Annotated in this window: 19 protein-coding genes and 1 tRNA gene; all 20 read left to right on the top strand. The window is 39.7% G+C overall.

Annotated features, from left to right (window positions below):
- The first annotated feature begins 65 nt into the window (after positions 1-65).
- The 20 genes from PHV78_03865 to PHV78_03770 all read left to right on the top strand — a co-directional run bounded on the left by PHV78_03865 (position 66) and on the right by PHV78_03770 (position 14,598).
- Positions 66-482 carry a GNAT family N-acetyltransferase gene (locus PHV78_03865; GenBank protein MDD5396361.1) on the top strand — a complete coding sequence of 139 codons (417 nt, stop codon included), beginning with the start codon at positions 66-68 and terminating at the stop codon, positions 480-482.
- Positions 483-494: 12 nt separating this feature from the next.
- On the top strand, positions 495-1,001 hold the full coding sequence (locus PHV78_03860; GenBank protein MDD5396360.1) for an NUDIX domain-containing protein: 507 nt from the start codon (positions 495-497) through the stop codon (positions 999-1,001).
- Between the two features lie 155 nt (positions 1,002-1,156).
- Complete coding sequence (locus PHV78_03855; GenBank protein MDD5396359.1) at positions 1,157-1,657, top strand: orotidine 5'-phosphate decarboxylase; 501 nt, start codon at positions 1,157-1,159, stop codon at positions 1,655-1,657.
- A 9-nt stretch (positions 1,658-1,666) separates the two neighbouring features.
- Positions 1,667-2,059, top strand: coding sequence for a hypothetical protein (locus PHV78_03850; protein MDD5396358.1), 393 nt, complete (start codon positions 1,667-1,669; stop codon positions 2,057-2,059).
- A 33-nt stretch (positions 2,060-2,092) separates the two neighbouring features.
- Positions 2,093-2,827 carry a phosphoribosyltransferase family protein gene (locus PHV78_03845; protein ID MDD5396357.1) on the top strand — a complete coding sequence of 245 codons (735 nt, stop codon included), beginning with the start codon at positions 2,093-2,095 and terminating at the stop codon, positions 2,825-2,827.
- A 120-nt stretch (positions 2,828-2,947) separates the two neighbouring features.
- The gene (locus PHV78_03840) at positions 2,948-3,508 is read left to right on the top strand and encodes a hypothetical protein (protein ID MDD5396356.1); all 561 of its coding nucleotides are present in this window, start codon (positions 2,948-2,950) and stop codon (positions 3,506-3,508) included.
- Positions 3,509-3,512: 4 nt separating this feature from the next.
- A complete protein-coding gene (locus PHV78_03835) occupies positions 3,513-3,983 on the top strand; it encodes an NUDIX domain-containing protein (protein ID MDD5396355.1) in 471 nt (156 codons plus the stop codon).
- Complete coding sequence (locus PHV78_03830; GenBank protein ID MDD5396354.1) at positions 3,970-4,368, top strand: hypothetical protein; 399 nt, start codon at positions 3,970-3,972, stop codon at positions 4,366-4,368. Before PHV78_03835 ends, PHV78_03830 begins: the two co-directional genes overlap by 14 nt.
- Before the next feature lie 179 nt (positions 4,369-4,547).
- On the top strand, positions 4,548-4,934 hold the full coding sequence (locus PHV78_03825; protein MDD5396353.1) for a hypothetical protein: 387 nt from the start codon (positions 4,548-4,550) through the stop codon (positions 4,932-4,934).
- 43 nt (positions 4,935-4,977) lie between these two features.
- The gene (locus PHV78_03820; GenBank protein ID MDD5396352.1) at positions 4,978-6,312 is read left to right on the top strand and encodes a DUF1015 domain-containing protein; all 1,335 of its coding nucleotides are present in this window, start codon (positions 4,978-4,980) and stop codon (positions 6,310-6,312) included.
- A gap of 735 nt (positions 6,313-7,047) precedes the next feature.
- Positions 7,048-7,932, top strand: coding sequence for a hypothetical protein (locus tag PHV78_03815; GenBank protein MDD5396351.1), 885 nt, complete (start codon positions 7,048-7,050; stop codon positions 7,930-7,932).
- Between the two features lie 10 nt (positions 7,933-7,942).
- Positions 7,943-9,478, top strand: a complete 1,536-nt coding sequence (locus PHV78_03810; GenBank protein ID MDD5396350.1) for an efflux RND transporter periplasmic adaptor subunit — start codon at positions 7,943-7,945, stop codon at positions 9,476-9,478.
- Positions 9,479-9,482: 4 nt separating this feature from the next.
- Positions 9,483-10,202, top strand: coding sequence for an ABC transporter ATP-binding protein (locus tag PHV78_03805; protein MDD5396349.1), 720 nt, complete (start codon positions 9,483-9,485; stop codon positions 10,200-10,202).
- Between the two features lie 108 nt (positions 10,203-10,310).
- Positions 10,311-11,558, top strand: coding sequence for an ABC transporter permease (locus PHV78_03800; GenBank protein MDD5396348.1), 1,248 nt, complete (start codon positions 10,311-10,313; stop codon positions 11,556-11,558).
- Between the two features lie 71 nt (positions 11,559-11,629).
- On the top strand, positions 11,630-12,094 hold the full coding sequence (locus tag PHV78_03795; GenBank protein MDD5396347.1) for a hypothetical protein: 465 nt from the start codon (positions 11,630-11,632) through the stop codon (positions 12,092-12,094).
- Between the two features lie 4 nt (positions 12,095-12,098).
- On the top strand, positions 12,099-12,449 hold the full coding sequence (locus tag PHV78_03790; protein MDD5396346.1) for a hypothetical protein: 351 nt from the start codon (positions 12,099-12,101) through the stop codon (positions 12,447-12,449).
- Positions 12,416-12,808: a ribonuclease H-like domain-containing protein gene (locus PHV78_03785; protein MDD5396345.1), complete on the top strand. Its 393-nt coding sequence runs from the start codon at positions 12,416-12,418 to the stop codon at positions 12,806-12,808. Before PHV78_03790 ends, PHV78_03785 begins: the two co-directional genes overlap by 34 nt.
- Positions 12,809-12,819: 11 nt before the next feature.
- The gene (hisS, locus tag PHV78_03780) at positions 12,820-14,181 is read left to right on the top strand and encodes a histidine--tRNA ligase (protein ID MDD5396344.1); all 1,362 of its coding nucleotides are present in this window, start codon (positions 12,820-12,822) and stop codon (positions 14,179-14,181) included.
- Between the two features lie 12 nt (positions 14,182-14,193).
- Positions 14,194-14,267: transfer RNA gene (locus tag PHV78_03775), tRNA-His, on the top strand.
- A gap of 97 nt (positions 14,268-14,364) precedes the next feature.
- On the top strand, positions 14,365-14,598 hold the full coding sequence (locus tag PHV78_03770; GenBank protein ID MDD5396343.1) for a hypothetical protein: 234 nt from the start codon (positions 14,365-14,367) through the stop codon (positions 14,596-14,598).
- Positions 14,599-14,664: the final 66 nt, after the last annotated feature.

Below are 14,664 nucleotides of genomic sequence, written 5' to 3'. Positions count from 1 at the left end.
ATCGGCCTTGGGCCGGGAATCCAAGCCTCGCAGTTTTGCCAATGATATAAATTTATTTAATTGAAATGGATATTCGAATACAGCAAATTAATGCAACGGAAATTAAAGAATTTTTCGACAAAGAATGGGAAGTCATAAATAAAAAATATAATCTTTTGCCTCCAAAGGAAACATTTTTCTTTGGAGTTTATGTTGATAAAAATTTATCAGCTTATGCTAAAGTTGAACTTAGAGGGGGCGTGGTCGAAATAAGAGATATCCTGGTCAAAAACGAATTAACCGGTAAGGGTATTGGCACTAATTTGCTTAAATATATTGAAAAATGGGCGAACGACAATAATTGTAAGAAATCAGTAATTAAAGTACCGTCAGTCTTCGTAGATACGATTAGGTTTTATGAAAAGAGCGGATATAAGAAAGATGCAGTGTTATTAGATTATTATTATAATCACGATTGGTATTATATGAGTAAAGAATTTTAATTTTCAACAATTATGGCAGATCATTATGTAGACGTAGTGGATGAAAACGACGAGGTGATCGGCAAGGAATTAAAAAGTAAAAAGCCAGAACTTAATTTTATTTCCCGAGTTGTGGCTATTTTTGTGCGCGATTCGAACAACAGATTTGTAGTCAGCAAGCGCGCTTCTCATAAAAAACTAGACGCCGATAAATACGATTTATCTGCCTTTGGCAACGTTGATGCCGGTGAAGATTATGAAACCGCGGCAAAAAGAGAATTAATGGAAGAATTGGGCATCGACTGCGAGCTAAAAATGCTCGATAAGTTTTATCAAGAGAATGAATATAATGGAAAAAGGTTTAAGATTTTTTGCGGCGTATTTTTAGCCGAGACAGACCAGGAACCGAAGCTTAATCATGAATTGGTTTCTTATAGCAGAATGACATTTAACGAGATAGAACAGGGGACGAAAGAAAATCATGATAAGTTTTGTGAAGGATTCAGAAATGATTTCGAGAGAGTCAAGGATCTATTATAAATTAAACTTTAAAATACCTTTTTAATATAGGGGTATTTTTTATTATTGACAAAACTAGAAAAAGCAGGATAATGTAATTATAGAGGGGGCAAAGCTGCTAGGAGGGCTTAGCCTCTTGTTCTTTAGGAAAAACACCAAACACAAAGGAGTTCGTAATGGCAGAAGACAGACGGTTCCGCAAGAAGCTAACAGAAAGGCAGAAGAGGGCAAACTCCCTCGTCTGTGTCGGCCTCGATCCGCTGATCGAGAGGATGCCGTCCAGGTTCCTGGAGATGGGATGTGCTGTGCATGTCGCTCTCTATCTGTGGATGATGGGCGTCATCGATGATACCGAACACGCTGCGTCGATGTTCAAGTTCCAGCACGCTCACTGGGAGGCAATTCCCGATGGGCTTGGGGTTCTCAAGATGCTCATCGGCTACATCCACGCGAATCATCCGGACATTCCGGTGATGGTTGACTGCAAGAGGGGCGACATCGATCGTACTCAGAGGCTCTACGGCAATACTCACCTCGGCCTCGAAAACGCCGATGGGATGAACTTCGTCGGATACATGGGCAAGGATACGCTCATGTCGCTGATCGACGAAAAGCGTCCGGGTCGAGCACTAGTCGGCCTCGGTCGGACCAGCAACAAAGAAGCCTGGGTTATCTAGGATGCGAAGATGGAGAGCGGTCTGCGTTTCTGGGAGTTCATGGTCCAGAATCTGCTTCAGTGGTCGAAAGAGCTGGGGGTCATCGAGAATGCCGGCGTAGTCATGGGCGCGGCTCACAAGGATCCGAGCGACGAGTCCAAGGTCTACTTCTGGCACCTTTCAAGATGTAGGGAGATCGTGGGCAACGAGATGTGGATGCTCATTCCGGGCATCGGAACGCAGAAGGGATTCGTCGAAGAGACGGTCAAGGCTGCTTTCGCAGGACCCGGTTCCATCACCATCAACTCATCGTCCGGCATCATCTTCGCCAGCGATCCGGCCGCAGAAGCCGAGAAGCTACGCGATCAGATCAGGGCGGCTGGCGGCGACATTCCTTTTCCCGCTGGCGACGAGCACGTATAACTCCAAACTCACCAATGAAAGGAGGTGAATGAAATGGAAGAAATAGGTCCGGCAAGTGATCCGCTAGATATACTTCATGCCGCGGGTGGCTACTATGCCTGTCCAAGAGACCCCATAACCGGCAAGCGTCTCGGACCTCTAGTCGGTTATGCTGGCCGTTACGAGGGATCTGATGGGCAGAAACTGCAGTATGTCGGCGACGTTTACTTCAACGTTGCTACACTCGAGCAAGACCCCAACGTTCTTCGACAAGAAGCCGAGAGACTGGGCTTTGAGTTGCGTCATGGCGATTTCGATTCGCAATTCGACGTCGTCATTGGTGCACCTATGGGAGGTATCGTATTGGCCGCTTTGGTAGCGATGGCGCTGCGTAAGCGGTTTGCCTTCCTGGAGAAGAGGGTGACGGCCTTGGCTACCGGTACGAGCCGCGAGCAGTCCGAACTGGTTCTGTCGCGTCATGACATCGGTCGCGATGCGCCATGCCTGTTGGTGGAAGATGTCTGCAATAACTACTCTACTACCGGTCAGGCCGCTGCTGCGATTGGGACTACCGGCGCAAGACTGGTTGGGGTTGGTTGTTTCTTGAACCGTTCCGGTAAAATGGAATGGGAAAAGAGGCCGGTTGTGGCTCTGGTCAATAAGCCAACCGAGCAGTGGAAGCAGGACGATCCGGCAGTTGCGGCTGACATCGCAGCCGGCAACGTGATCTTGAAACCGAAGGCAGAGTGGCCTCGACTGATGGAGGCCATGGCCAAGACAAGGCAGTAGGCAGGAAGGTGTCAGTAACCGAGGCGGTGCGCAAGCGCCGCCTTTATTTTTTAAAGATATTTTAATATATTGACAGTAAAATTATATCAAGATATAATTTTAATATATAAATTTAATTTTATGAAAAAAAGAATCATTTGGATTATCATTGTTATTGTTTTCGCCATTTTGCTCTTATTGGCGACTAAATTTATCGTTAATTACCAACCAAATAATCCAGCCTATAAAATTCCCAGTGATTGGCTGACATATCTCGACAACATTAACGGCACTACTTTTCGCTATCCAGCTACTTTTGGCGCTAATGTTTGGCGAGCGCAATCCTGGCCGCCAAAATTAACAATCGTCCAAAGCAGCCAAGACGCCTTAAAGATCGGTTGTCCGGAGCTTCCGACCGGCAGCGTCGAACAAGACGTGACTATTAATAAAATCAGTTATCAATTTTGGAAGGGTTCGGATGCTGGCGCTGGTTCGTTATATAATACTTATTGCTACGTGGCCCAGAAGCACCAAAAATTTTATGTTTTATATTTTGTGGTTTGGTCTCATCTTGGTTGTGGCGATGGTAGTTGCGGGGCATATTGCGAAACACAATTTGAAACCGAATGTAGAAATCTCGACCGTACCATAACCATTAATCAACCCATCGAACTAATGGTTTCTTCGCTTAAAATTAAATAAGTTTATGTCTAGTCCAATTTTAGACACAGCGGCCAACGGTAAGTCCAAGCATTATTCAGTTGGTGCTTTGATTAAACGAGGCGGAAAGTTTTTGTTAATCGATCGCATGAAAACTCCGTTTGGTTTTGCCTGCGTGGCCGGCCATGTTGATCAAGGCGAAACGCCAGAACAATCTTTGGTTCGTGAAGTTGAGGAAGAAAGCGGATTAAAAGTAAAAAATTACAAATTATTATTGGAAGAAGAATTAGATTGGGATACCTGTAGTAAAGGAATAGAAGTTCATTATTGGCGCGTATATGAATGCGACACAGAAGGAGAGGTAATGCAAAATAAAATAGAAACAAAATCGATTGGCTGGTATACTTTAGAAGAAATGGGAAAATTAAATTTACAAAATGTTTGGGAATATTTTTTTAAAAAACTAAATATTATACCCCATGAAAATAACCGTGAATGGCAGCATGGCTTGCGCTAACAAGTTGGTTGAGGTTTATAATAAGCTTAAAGCCATGGGCCATGAGCCATTAATGCATAGCGATGTTTTTGGTATTGTTCGCGGCGATGCACCGGAACTTCTGTGCGATGACGGTCGCGAGCATGCAGAGATAAAAAGAAAATATAATTACATTAAGGCCTGGTATGATATAATTTTATCGGGTGACGCACTTTTAGTTTGTAACTTTGATAAAAACGGTATTAAAAATTATATCGGCGGCAATACTTTAATGGAAATCGGCTTTGCTTACGTCAATAATAAGAAAGTGTTTTTATTAAACCCGATTCCGGAAAACGTTTCTTACGTTGATGAAATTAAGGCCATGGTTGACGTAGTGCTTAATGGCGACTTGACCCAGATTTAGAAATAGATTACGATATATACTCAAAAACTGACCCTTATAATGAGCCAGTTTTTTATCTCTCATAAAGTTAATCAACAGCTTAAGTCTTATATTATCGGTTAGATTTGTTATAGTATTAATGTATTATTAATAAGCTTAAACTACAATATCAAGTTGACCTTTGTTAACGCTTATAAAAAATGATTGAAAAAATACCGGGTATTGGCGAAGTTATACCGTCAGCTGAGGCGCCAAAGAATCCGAACGAACAATTCATGGACAGGGTAAGAGAATTGAAGGGAGGGTTGATTAAATTTGTGCAAGATTCAAATATTGATAATAGTAAAAAACAAGCATTCATAGACATCATAACTGAAATATGTGATTTTAAAGATTACGATCCAGATATGCAGCGTCCGCAAGCCTTTGTCCGCCACAAATTAACCAACATGATCGTACAAGCCGCATCAGAGGAAGAAATCAAGACATATGAATTAATTGCCGAAAAAATTTCTTCTACCTGGGGAGAAAGCGATACGACGAATGATCACCCCGACAATCACCATTCAGATAATAATATTTTTTAATAATTTAACAGTAGTTCGTTAATAATTAATTTAGATTTAAAAAATGAAAAACAAAATCGGCGTTCTTGTTCCAGAAATCCTGTTGCCTAAAAATGTTGATTTGCGCAAGTGGTCGGTCGTGGCCTGCGATCAATATACTTCCGAACCGGAATATTGGCAAAAGGTTAAAAAAATAGTCGGGTCAAATCCTTCGACTTTAAATATCATTTTTCCGGAAGTATACTTGGAGGCGCCAGGTAAGCAAGAAAGAATTAAGCGCATAAAAGCGCAGATGAAAAAATATTTACAGACCGTATTAACACCGGAAAAATGTTTTGTCTTAGTTGACCGCAAGACTAACGAGGTAAAATCGCGCAAAGGTTTGATTATGGCTCTTGATTTAGAGAATTATAATTATCATAAGGGCGCCAAGAGTTTAATTCGTTGCACCGAAGGCACGGTTTTAAATCGTTTGCCGCCGCGAATTGCCATTCGTAAAGAAGCGCTGATAGAATTGCCGCATATCCTGATTTTAATCGATGACCCCAAGAAAACCGTCGTCGAACCACTATTTAAAAACCTGAAGCATAGGAATAAGATTTATGATTTTAATTTAATGTTTAGCGGAGGACACCTTAGGGGCTATAAGATAAATGACGAAAAAATAATAGAAAAAACTATTAAGAATCTGGAAAAATTAGCCGATAAAAGGTCTTTTAGCCGAAAGTATGGCGTAAAAAACGAACCAATAGTGCTTTTTGCCGCCGGAGATGGTAATCATTCTCTGGCCACGGCCAAGGCTACTTGGGAATTATTTAAGAAACGTTTGCCAAAATCTAAATTGGTTAACCATCCTGCCAGATATGCTTTAGTTGAAGTATTGAATATTCACGATACTGGTTTAATTTTCGAACCAATTCATCGTGTTCTCTTTAATGTAAACCTTGAACGATTATTAAAAGAAATGGACTACTATTACAAAAAGCAAAAATCAACCCTGGATTATAAATTATTTAAAACCGATAAAGCGGCTGAACAGGCGACAAGGAAAGCGAAGAAGGGGAGCGAACACCTGATAAAATTCGTTAGTGGTAAAAAATTTGGCGTTTTGCAAATAAAAAATCCTAAATTAAATCTTGAAGTCGGGACGCTGCAATCATTCTTGGATGAATATTTAGTCAAACATAAAGAAACAAAAATTGATTATGTGCATGGCGACAAAGCCGTGGCCAAGCTTGGGCGAAAGAGCGGAAATTTAGGTTTTTATTTGCCGGTCATGGATAAACATGATTTATTTAAGACGGTTATTTTAGACGGCGCTTTGCCGCGCAAAACTTTTTCTCTCGGCGAAGCAGATGAAAAGCGTTATTATTTAGAATGCCGCAAAATCAGGCCGTAAACAAATAAGCTTCTATTTAATAGAAAGTAATAAAAAAATATATATTTTCTTTCGAGGCCGTTAGGCCTCGAAAGTTTTTTATTTTCCACTGGACTTTAATTTATAAAATGTTATATTAAATAAGCCAGAAATGAGCGGCGTACGTGGCGGCTTACTGCTTCGTAGCTATCGATATTTCACCACTATCGCGTCCGCCCTTGTCACTGTTTCAATTCTGGCGCCATTTGGAGGTTTTCGCCGATGGTGAGAGGTAAGACTCAACTCATACCCAAACCTTCCTCCGGTGTTTACCGCAAGGTCTAACCAACTGAGCTATAACGGGGCGGGTGAAGTGCCTCCGTTAACTTCATATAGTAGACAAACGAAAGTCCTTGCGTGTCAGCATCTGATTTGAGTTCGCTCCTTTTCTTTGCGCGGCTGGTTCCCAACCGGTCCACGGAGCGATCCTTAGCCATCGGCTTATATTTGGGGTTGCGCGCTTAAGCTTGGTTTACTCGTTGACCGGGCACACAGGTTCTCGTAAACGAGTCAGTGCAACTCGAAAGCGATAGGGCAAAGGCTTCTTTAGGCCTCCATTCGTCTTTCTGGTGGAAGCAACGAGAACTCGGCGTTTGACCCCTTTCCATGTCCAGGGGCCTGACTATGCAGTCAGGCCCTTCGTTTTTTGTCTTTAATCTTGTTTTTATATAGAAATATGTTATAATAATAGTTATTAATAATTAATTTTATATAAATATGGACCGCATGATGCAAGGATTTTTTAGTGATAGACACATGGATCCAAGGATGCGTAGAACCCAAGAAAGATCTTTAAACGAGGTAAAAAGAGAGGGAGAACTAACGGTTTCCATTAAAAAAATAGAGGAGTTTATTAGACGTAGCGCCGTTGAAATAGAAAAAGACGGAGTGTTAATAGACCCCGAAACAGGCCGTCTTAATCCGATGAGTTATTCTTCGGTTTATACTGCCGACGAAATAGCCGTAGATAATAGAAGAGTAGACGAGCAAAAAGCAAAATGGGGATCAGATGTAAATAAAAGAATTTTGCAGGGCGAAAGACTAGAGTTGCTAAAGACAGCAGTCTTTCAGAAACATATGGGAAATAAGTTTATTGTCGTTAGATCTTCGGAGTATGATGATATTTTTAATAACATTGATAACGTTATATTGAATAAGAAAACCGGAGAAGTGGTCTGTGCTATTGATGATTTTTGCGATAATCCCAATGGTAGAATAGGAAAGGACATTAATACAAAAAAAACAAGGTCTGAACAACTTAATGAATTTGGCGCAGCAAAATTAAAATATAGCTTAGGCATTGATCACAGCACGGGGCAAAATAGGCCGGTTGCAAAGGGCGAAGAAAGAAAGATTCCAGTTTTTTATTTAGCAATTGGCCCCGAAGATTTAGAGGCTTATATTAAAACATTTGATACGAGCGGAGATTCGACCGGTCATAGCGAAATAAACCTTTTGAGAATTTTTATTAGTCAGCTTACTACGCAAATTTTGGAATTTGGGTTACCAACTAAAAAAACAGATCCCGAAGTTAAAGAAAAAGCGCTTCGTTTTTTGGACGAAATACAGCCATATCTAGATAAAGATGAATTAATAAAATAGAATAATTTATATGAAGAAATTTTTTAAAAAGCCAGTTTTTTTTATTATTGTTGGAATTTTATTATTAATTTTAATTTTGATTATTTCTGGTGGGAAGAAAAATAAAACCACGGTCGTTGTTTCGACCGTAGCGCGCGGCACGGTTGTTCAAGAGGTTAGCTCAACGGGTCGTGTTAATCCGGCCGAAGATATTGATTTAGCCTTTGAAAGAAGCGGCAAGGTTATCCGTGTTAATGTCAAAGTGGGCGATACGGTATTTGAAGGGCAAACTTTAATGGTGTTAAATAATGCTGATTTGGTCGCTCAATTAGAACAGGCGCAAGCCGGCTTGGCTAATTATCAGGCTCAGCTCGACGCTTTACTTCGGGGCAGCCGGCCAGAAGACATTTCCATCAGACAAACAGACCTCAAGAAGAGCCAGCAAGATTTAACTAATGATTATAATGGCGTTATCGATATTTTAAATGATGCTTACAATAAAGCAGATGATGCGGTTAATAAGCAAAATTCTCTATTTAGCAATCCGGCATCAAATCCGCAATTGACGTTTGTTACTACTGAATCGCAGACAGAAACAGACGTGAAAAATCAACGCTTGGCAATAGAAACCGAATTGGGAAATTTTAAATCAGAAATTAGCTTTTTGGGTGCCGATTATTCAGCCATAGATCAAGAAATGATGAATGCAGAACGTCATTTAGATGTTGTCAGGATTTTTTTAAACAATCTCTACACGACCCTAAACGGCGCGGTTAATTTATCACAAACAAACCTTGATGCTTATAAAACTAGCGTAGCCACGGCAAGAACTAATATTAATACGGCCATGACCAGCATTAATACTCGCCAGGATTTAATCGCTTCGCAAAAATTAACCGTTGAATCTTATCAGAATCAATTAAATTTAATTTTAGCCGGTTCAACCCAGGAGCAAATTGCCGCCGGGCGGGCGTTGGTTAAACAGGCTCAAGCTAACGTTGATGCGGCGCAAGCGCAATTAGACAAAACGATTTTACGTTCACCAATCAAAGGAGTCGTCAGTCAATTAGATACTAAAGTAGGCGAGATAGTGTCGGCAAACGTTAACGTAGCTTCGGTTATTTCTGACGCGAAATTCGAAATCGAAACCAATATTGCCGAAGTTGATATTGCCAATCTTAAAGTGGGCAATGCCGCCAAAATAACGCTCGATGCTTATGGCAGTGAAAATGTCTTTGACGCCGCAGTGGTAAAAATTGATCCAGCTGAAATTATTATTGACGGCGTGGCTACTTATAAAACTACTTTACAGTTCACCCGAGACGACGAGCGGATTAGGCCGGGTATGACCGCCAACATCGATATTACTACCGACAAGAGAGATAATATTTTATACATTCCACAAAGAGCTGTTATCACCAAAGATGGGCAAAAATTTGTTCAAATTTCAGGGACCGATGACAAACAATTACAAGAAGTAAAGGTGGAGCTAGGATTGCGCGGTTCAGACGGCAATATAGAAGTTATTAACGGTTTAAAAGAAGGCGATAAAATAATTAATCAATGAAGATATGGAGCTAATCGAGATTAAAAATTTAAAAAAAATATACGTTGATGGCCAAACAGAAACTCCTGCCTTATGCGGAGTTTCGTTTGCTGTTAAAGCCGGTGAATTCGTGGCTATTATGGGGCCGTCAGGTTCGGGGAAATCGACCCTGTTGCATATGTTAGGTTTTCTTGATCGCCAGAGCGGCGGTCAATATCTTTTTGACGGTAAAACCATTGATGATTATTCGGGCGACGAGCTTGCTCATGTTCGTAATCGCAAGATGGGATTTGTTTTTCAATCTTTTAATTTATTACCGCGAATGACCGTTTTAGAAAACGTTAAGCTGCCGCTATTATATTCAGACGCAAAAGAATCAGAGTGGGACAAGCTAGCCAAAGAGGCTATTACTGCCGTTGATTTAAGCCATCGTTTGAATTATGAGACCTCACAATTATCGGGTGGCGAAAAACAGCGCGTGGCCATTGCTCGAGCTTTGGTCAATAACCCTCAAGTTATTTTTGCCGACGAACCGACTGGCAACCTGGATTCTAAGTCGGGACAAATTATCATGAATTTTTTACAAAAACTTAATGACGAAAAAGAACATACTATTATTTTAATTACTCACGAAACCTATACGGCGCAGCACGCTCAACGAATTATACACATGAAAGACGGGCTGATTGATAGTGACAAGCTAGTTGATCATCGCTTGCGCGCTGTAGATGGATTCCATAAATAAAGGGCCTAAACCCCGTGTTGCCAGCCTCGCCGAGTCTGGGCGGGCCGGTGCTCGTTTTGGAAGAGAAAAATAATTATTTTTTCTTTGTTCACTTGGTTGTCAATAATTATGAAAGTAAAATACGGTTTTCAGTCAGCCCTACGAGCCATGAGGGCGCACAAATCGCGCTCGCTTTTGACTATCCTGGGCATTACCATCGGCATTTTGTCAATCATTATGGTTATGTCGCTGGGCAAAGGCGCAGAAGGTTTAATTTTGAGTCAGATTCAAGGGTTGGGCTCCAAATCTATTATTATTTCTCCGGGCAGACAACCCAAGGGTTTAACCGATCCAAGCATTTTGGATAGTTTGTCTAATCAATCTTTGACCGACAGAGATTTGATCCTTTTATCAAAAAAATCAAATGTACCGGATGCAGTTGATACGATGCCAATTGTTGTGGGCGTGGCTACGGCTTCGCGTGAGAACCAAAATTATCGCCTAACCATTATTGGCGCGACTCAATTAATTTCTAAAATTTACGACATTCAGCCATCTTTAGGTAATTTTTTTACTGATGACGATGTTCGCGGGAGAAATAGTGTCGTGGTGATTGGCAGTAAGGTTGAAGAGAAGTTATTCGGCTCTACCCCAGCCCTTGGTCAGCAAATTCGCATTAAGGGCAGAAATTTTCGGGTTATTGGCATTTTGCCGAAAAAAGGCCAGCTTTCTTTTATTAATTTTGATGAAACTGTGGCCATGCCACATACTACCGCTCAACAATATATTTTTGGTGCGAAATATTTTCACCATATTGTAGTTCAGGTTGATTCTGAACAAAACATTCCCCAGGCCGTCAAAGATATTAATATTACTTTACGTAATTCGCACGGAATTACCGATCCTGCCAAAGATGATTTTTATCTTCAAACCCAAGCCGAGATTACTTCGATGGTTAGCACCATTACTAACGTTTTAACTTTATTTTTAGGTTCAATCGCCGCCATTTCGCTTATAGTCGGCGGAATTGGAATAATGAACATCATGTTGGTTTCAGTTACAGAACGAACGCGAGAAATCGGTCTACGCAAGGCCCTGGGCGCTACTGACAGCAATATTTTATCTCAATTTTTGATAGAATCGGTAATGTTAACCGCGGTTGGTGGTTTGGCGGGAATCTTATTAGGCGCAACCTTTTCATTATTGGTTTCAGTTATTTTGACTAAAATTCTAGGAGTTAATTGGGCTTTTAATTTATCGCTCTCGGCTATAATTTTGGGGCTTGGGGTGGCCGGTTTAATCGGTTTAGTTTTTGGACTTTACCCGGCCCGTCGCGCTTCACTAAAAAGTCCGATCGAGGCCTTACGATATGAATAGTATTTAATAAACTTGATTTTAAAAATAAAATATCTTATAATAATTTTAGTATAAGCAGTTTTATAAATTTTATGACAAATGTCACTACCTATCAAAAAAATTTAATTGAATCATTAGCCGCTAATGAAGAATCTTTGAGCCGTCTTTATCATCTTTATTCTAATCAATTTAATCAATTTGCTGATTTTTGGCAGCAAATCAGTCAAGAGGAATTAGAACATGGCAAGTGGATTAAAAATTTATTGAATTTAGTTAATGAAGATAAAATATTATTTGAAGAAGGGCGTTTTTCTAAATGGGCGATTGATAATTATGCCGAGTCGGTGAAAGCAAGAATAACTTCTGCCGAAACAAGGCGATTAAATTTAAAAGAAGAGGCCCAGTTTAGTCTCTCTTTGGAAGAATCAATGATTGAAAATAAATTTTTTGAAGTTTTTCAGGGCGATTTACCGGAACTGATTCAGGTTTTACTCGCATTAGAAGTAAGTACCAATAGCCATATTGAACGATTAAAAAAATTTTTAATTCAAATTTAACTTTATGGCTAAATTAATTTTTGACATTGAGACAGTGGGCGAGGATTTCAACGAGATGGATAAGAAAACCCAAGAAGCATTAACAGAATGGATCAAGCAAGAATATACTGGTGAAGAAGAATATCAGAATGCCCTTAAAAATGTAAAAGATCGCCTTGGTATTTCTCCGTATACTGGCCAGATTGTAGTTATAGGTGTTTTAGACTATGAAAAAAAACAAGGAGCTGTGTATTATCAAGCTCCAGGACAGAAGAATAAAGATTTTGAAGAAAATGGGTATAAATTTCAACAATTGACCGAAAAAGAAATGTTGGAAAAGTTTTGGCAGGGGTTAAAAATTATGATGAATGCGTGAGTTTTAATGGTCGCGCTTTTGATGCTCCGTTTTTAATGATTCGTTCGGCGATTAATAATATTAGGCCAACGGTTAATTTAATGCCCAATCGTTATTTAGAAAGCCAAAAATTTGGTATTAAGCATGTCGATTTATATGATCAATTATCATTTTATGGCGCAGTAAGGAAAAAAGGAAGCTTACATTTATGGACCAGAGCCTTTGGTATAAAAAGTCCGAAGGATGGCGAGATAAACGGCCACGAAGTGGGTAAACTATTTCAAGATAAAAAATATTTAGATATAGCCCGATATAACGCGGGAGATTTAGTGGCCACTAAAGAATTATATGAGATTTGGAATAAATATTTAAGATTTTAATCTCTAAATATATGGCCAAAAACAATATCAATCCAGAATTGCCGAGCGGTTTTCGCGACTATTTGCCGCAAGAAATGATTGCTCGGCAAAAAATGCTTAACATCATCGAACAAACCTTTCAGAAGTTCGGTTTTTTGCCGTTGGACACTCCTTGTTTAGAGCGAGAGGAAATTTTAACTGGCGGTGATGAAGATTTTAAAAAACAAATTTATCGTGCCGGATTAAAAGATAGCAACGATAAATTAGCTTTAAGGTTTGATTTGACTGTTCCTTTGGCGCGCGTAGTAGCCTCGTCTCAAGAACAAATCAGCTTGCCGTTTAAGCGATATCAAATCGGCAAAGTTTGGCGCGGTGAACGGCCGCAAGCAGGACGCTTCAGAGAGTTTGTTCAGTTTGACGCTGATATTGTCGGCACCAAGAGTATGATGGCTGACGCGGAAATTATCGCCCTAATGTCTGAAATAATGAGTAATTTGGGTTTTAAGAATTTTTTAATTCAAATAAATAACCGTAAAATTTTAAACGGTTTGTCTGAATACGCTGGCTATGAGGCAGAGAAAAATGCCGAAGTTATCCGTATCTTGGACAAGGTGGATAAAATCGGTTGGGACGATGTTAAAAAATTATTATCCGGTAAAGAAATAGAAGAAGATGAGGATAAAAAATTAAATTTAAACGACCAACAAATCCAGGCGATTAAAAATATTATCGACATTAATGATAAAGATTCAAGTAATGTTTTAGCTAAAATTAAATCTTTAATGAAAGATTCTGCCATTGCCCAGGAAGGCATAGCCGAATTAGAAGAAATAATCGGTCATCTAGATGCTTTGGGTGTGCCAAAAGATAAATGGGTGGTTGACTTGTCTATCGCGCGCGGCCTTGGTTATTATACTGGTCCGGTATATGAGACTATTTTGACCGATATGATTCAGCTTGGCAGCGTTTTTTCCGGTGGCCGATACGACGGGTTGGTTAATCGTTTTATGGCTAATTCCATTCCGGCGACTGGCGCCTCGGTTGGTGTTGATAGATTGTTCGTGGCTGTAAAAGAAATGAAGTTAATCGAATCGCCAAAAACCGTTTCTAAGGTTTTGGTTCTGGACATTGAGCCTTCAGCGCGGCAAGAGGCGGAAAAGGTTTTAACTCTTTTAAGAAAAAACAGCATTGCTTCGGAAATGTATTTTGGCAACGAGAAAACCATTAAGGGGCAATTGTCATATGGCGTTTGTCAGGATTTTCCGGTGATTATCATTATTGGTTCTGATGAATTGAAAAGGGGAGTGATACAAATAAAAAATATCAAAACTCGCGAACAATTTGAAGTAAAAGAAAAAGATTTAGTCCAAAAAGTAAAAGAAATAGTTGGATAATTTTATAATATGGTGGCTATGGTGTAGTGGTAGCACAGAAGCCTGTGGAGCTTTTAGCACGGGTTCGAATCCCGTTAGCCACCCCAGGAATAAACCCTTTTTGACTATTGTTATTCTATTATTTTTTGTTATAATAAGCTTTATTGGTTAAGGTTAATCTTTTAAAACATTAAAAACTTTATTATGAAAACTCTCTATTCAAATTTATTGTTTTTGTTTTTTACAATTATTTTTGTTTTTGGCATTTTATCTCAATTTGAATCTTTTGTTAATAAATGGGTTAAACGAGGCAATCAATCATTCGGGATAGCAACTGAAATTACCAATCTTACCTATATTACTTATCGATGGCTGGGTGTTTGTGAAATGATTATGGGGGTTATTGGAATAATTTTAAATGTTATAATTTTTGGTTAAGTAGAATACTTTATCGGGGGCGGCATCTGCCGCCCTTTGAGTTTTATGACAAACAGGTTCTAACGT

This window comes from Patescibacteria group bacterium, from assembly GCA_028715115.1.
Classification (GTDB): Bacteria; Patescibacteriota; Patescibacteriia; order UBA2591; family UBA4787; genus JAQUSN01.
Note: the sequence above shows the minus strand (reverse complement) of the source record. Positions and strands in the feature narration are given on the sequence as shown.

What these genes read in the sequence shown, in the direction of transcription:
- PHV78_03840 (MDD5396356.1), top strand. Translation starts at nt 2,948, where the DNA reads ATGAAAAAAAGAATCATTTGGATTATCATTGTTATTGTTTTCGCCATT.
- PHV78_03855 (MDD5396359.1), top strand. Translation starts at nt 1,157, where the DNA reads ATGGCAGAAGACAGACGGTTCCGCAAGAAGCTAACAGAAAGGCAGAAG.
- PHV78_03795 (MDD5396347.1), top strand. Translation starts at nt 11,630, where the DNA reads ATGACAAATGTCACTACCTATCAAAAAAATTTAATTGAATCATTAGCC.
- PHV78_03835 (MDD5396355.1), top strand. Translation starts at nt 3,513, where the DNA reads ATGTCTAGTCCAATTTTAGACACAGCGGCCAACGGTAAGTCCAAGCAT.
- PHV78_03850 (MDD5396358.1), top strand. Translation starts at nt 1,667, where the DNA reads ATGGAGAGCGGTCTGCGTTTCTGGGAGTTCATGGTCCAGAATCTGCTT.
- PHV78_03790 (MDD5396346.1), top strand. Translation starts at nt 12,099, where the DNA reads ATGGCTAAATTAATTTTTGACATTGAGACAGTGGGCGAGGATTTCAAC.
- PHV78_03800 (MDD5396348.1), top strand. Translation starts at nt 10,311, where the DNA reads ATGAAAGTAAAATACGGTTTTCAGTCAGCCCTACGAGCCATGAGGGCG.
- PHV78_03865 (MDD5396361.1), top strand. Translation starts at nt 66, where the DNA reads ATGGATATTCGAATACAGCAAATTAATGCAACGGAAATTAAAGAATTT.
- PHV78_03825 (MDD5396353.1), top strand. Translation starts at nt 4,548, where the DNA reads ATGATTGAAAAAATACCGGGTATTGGCGAAGTTATACCGTCAGCTGAG.
- PHV78_03830 (MDD5396354.1), top strand. Translation starts at nt 3,970, where the DNA reads ATGGCTTGCGCTAACAAGTTGGTTGAGGTTTATAATAAGCTTAAAGCC.
- PHV78_03845 (MDD5396357.1), top strand. Translation starts at nt 2,093, where the DNA reads ATGGAAGAAATAGGTCCGGCAAGTGATCCGCTAGATATACTTCATGCC.
- PHV78_03820 (MDD5396352.1), top strand. Translation starts at nt 4,978, where the DNA reads ATGAAAAACAAAATCGGCGTTCTTGTTCCAGAAATCCTGTTGCCTAAA.
- PHV78_03810 (MDD5396350.1), top strand. Translation starts at nt 7,943, where the DNA reads ATGAAGAAATTTTTTAAAAAGCCAGTTTTTTTTATTATTGTTGGAATT.
- PHV78_03770 (MDD5396343.1), top strand. Translation starts at nt 14,365, where the DNA reads ATGAAAACTCTCTATTCAAATTTATTGTTTTTGTTTTTTACAATTATT.
- PHV78_03815 (MDD5396351.1), top strand. Translation starts at nt 7,048, where the DNA reads ATGGACCGCATGATGCAAGGATTTTTTAGTGATAGACACATGGATCCA.
- PHV78_03860 (MDD5396360.1), top strand. Translation starts at nt 495, where the DNA reads ATGGCAGATCATTATGTAGACGTAGTGGATGAAAACGACGAGGTGATC.
- hisS (MDD5396344.1), top strand. Translation starts at nt 12,820, where the DNA reads ATGGCCAAAAACAATATCAATCCAGAATTGCCGAGCGGTTTTCGCGAC.
- PHV78_03805 (MDD5396349.1), top strand. Translation starts at nt 9,483, where the DNA reads ATGGAGCTAATCGAGATTAAAAATTTAAAAAAAATATACGTTGATGGC.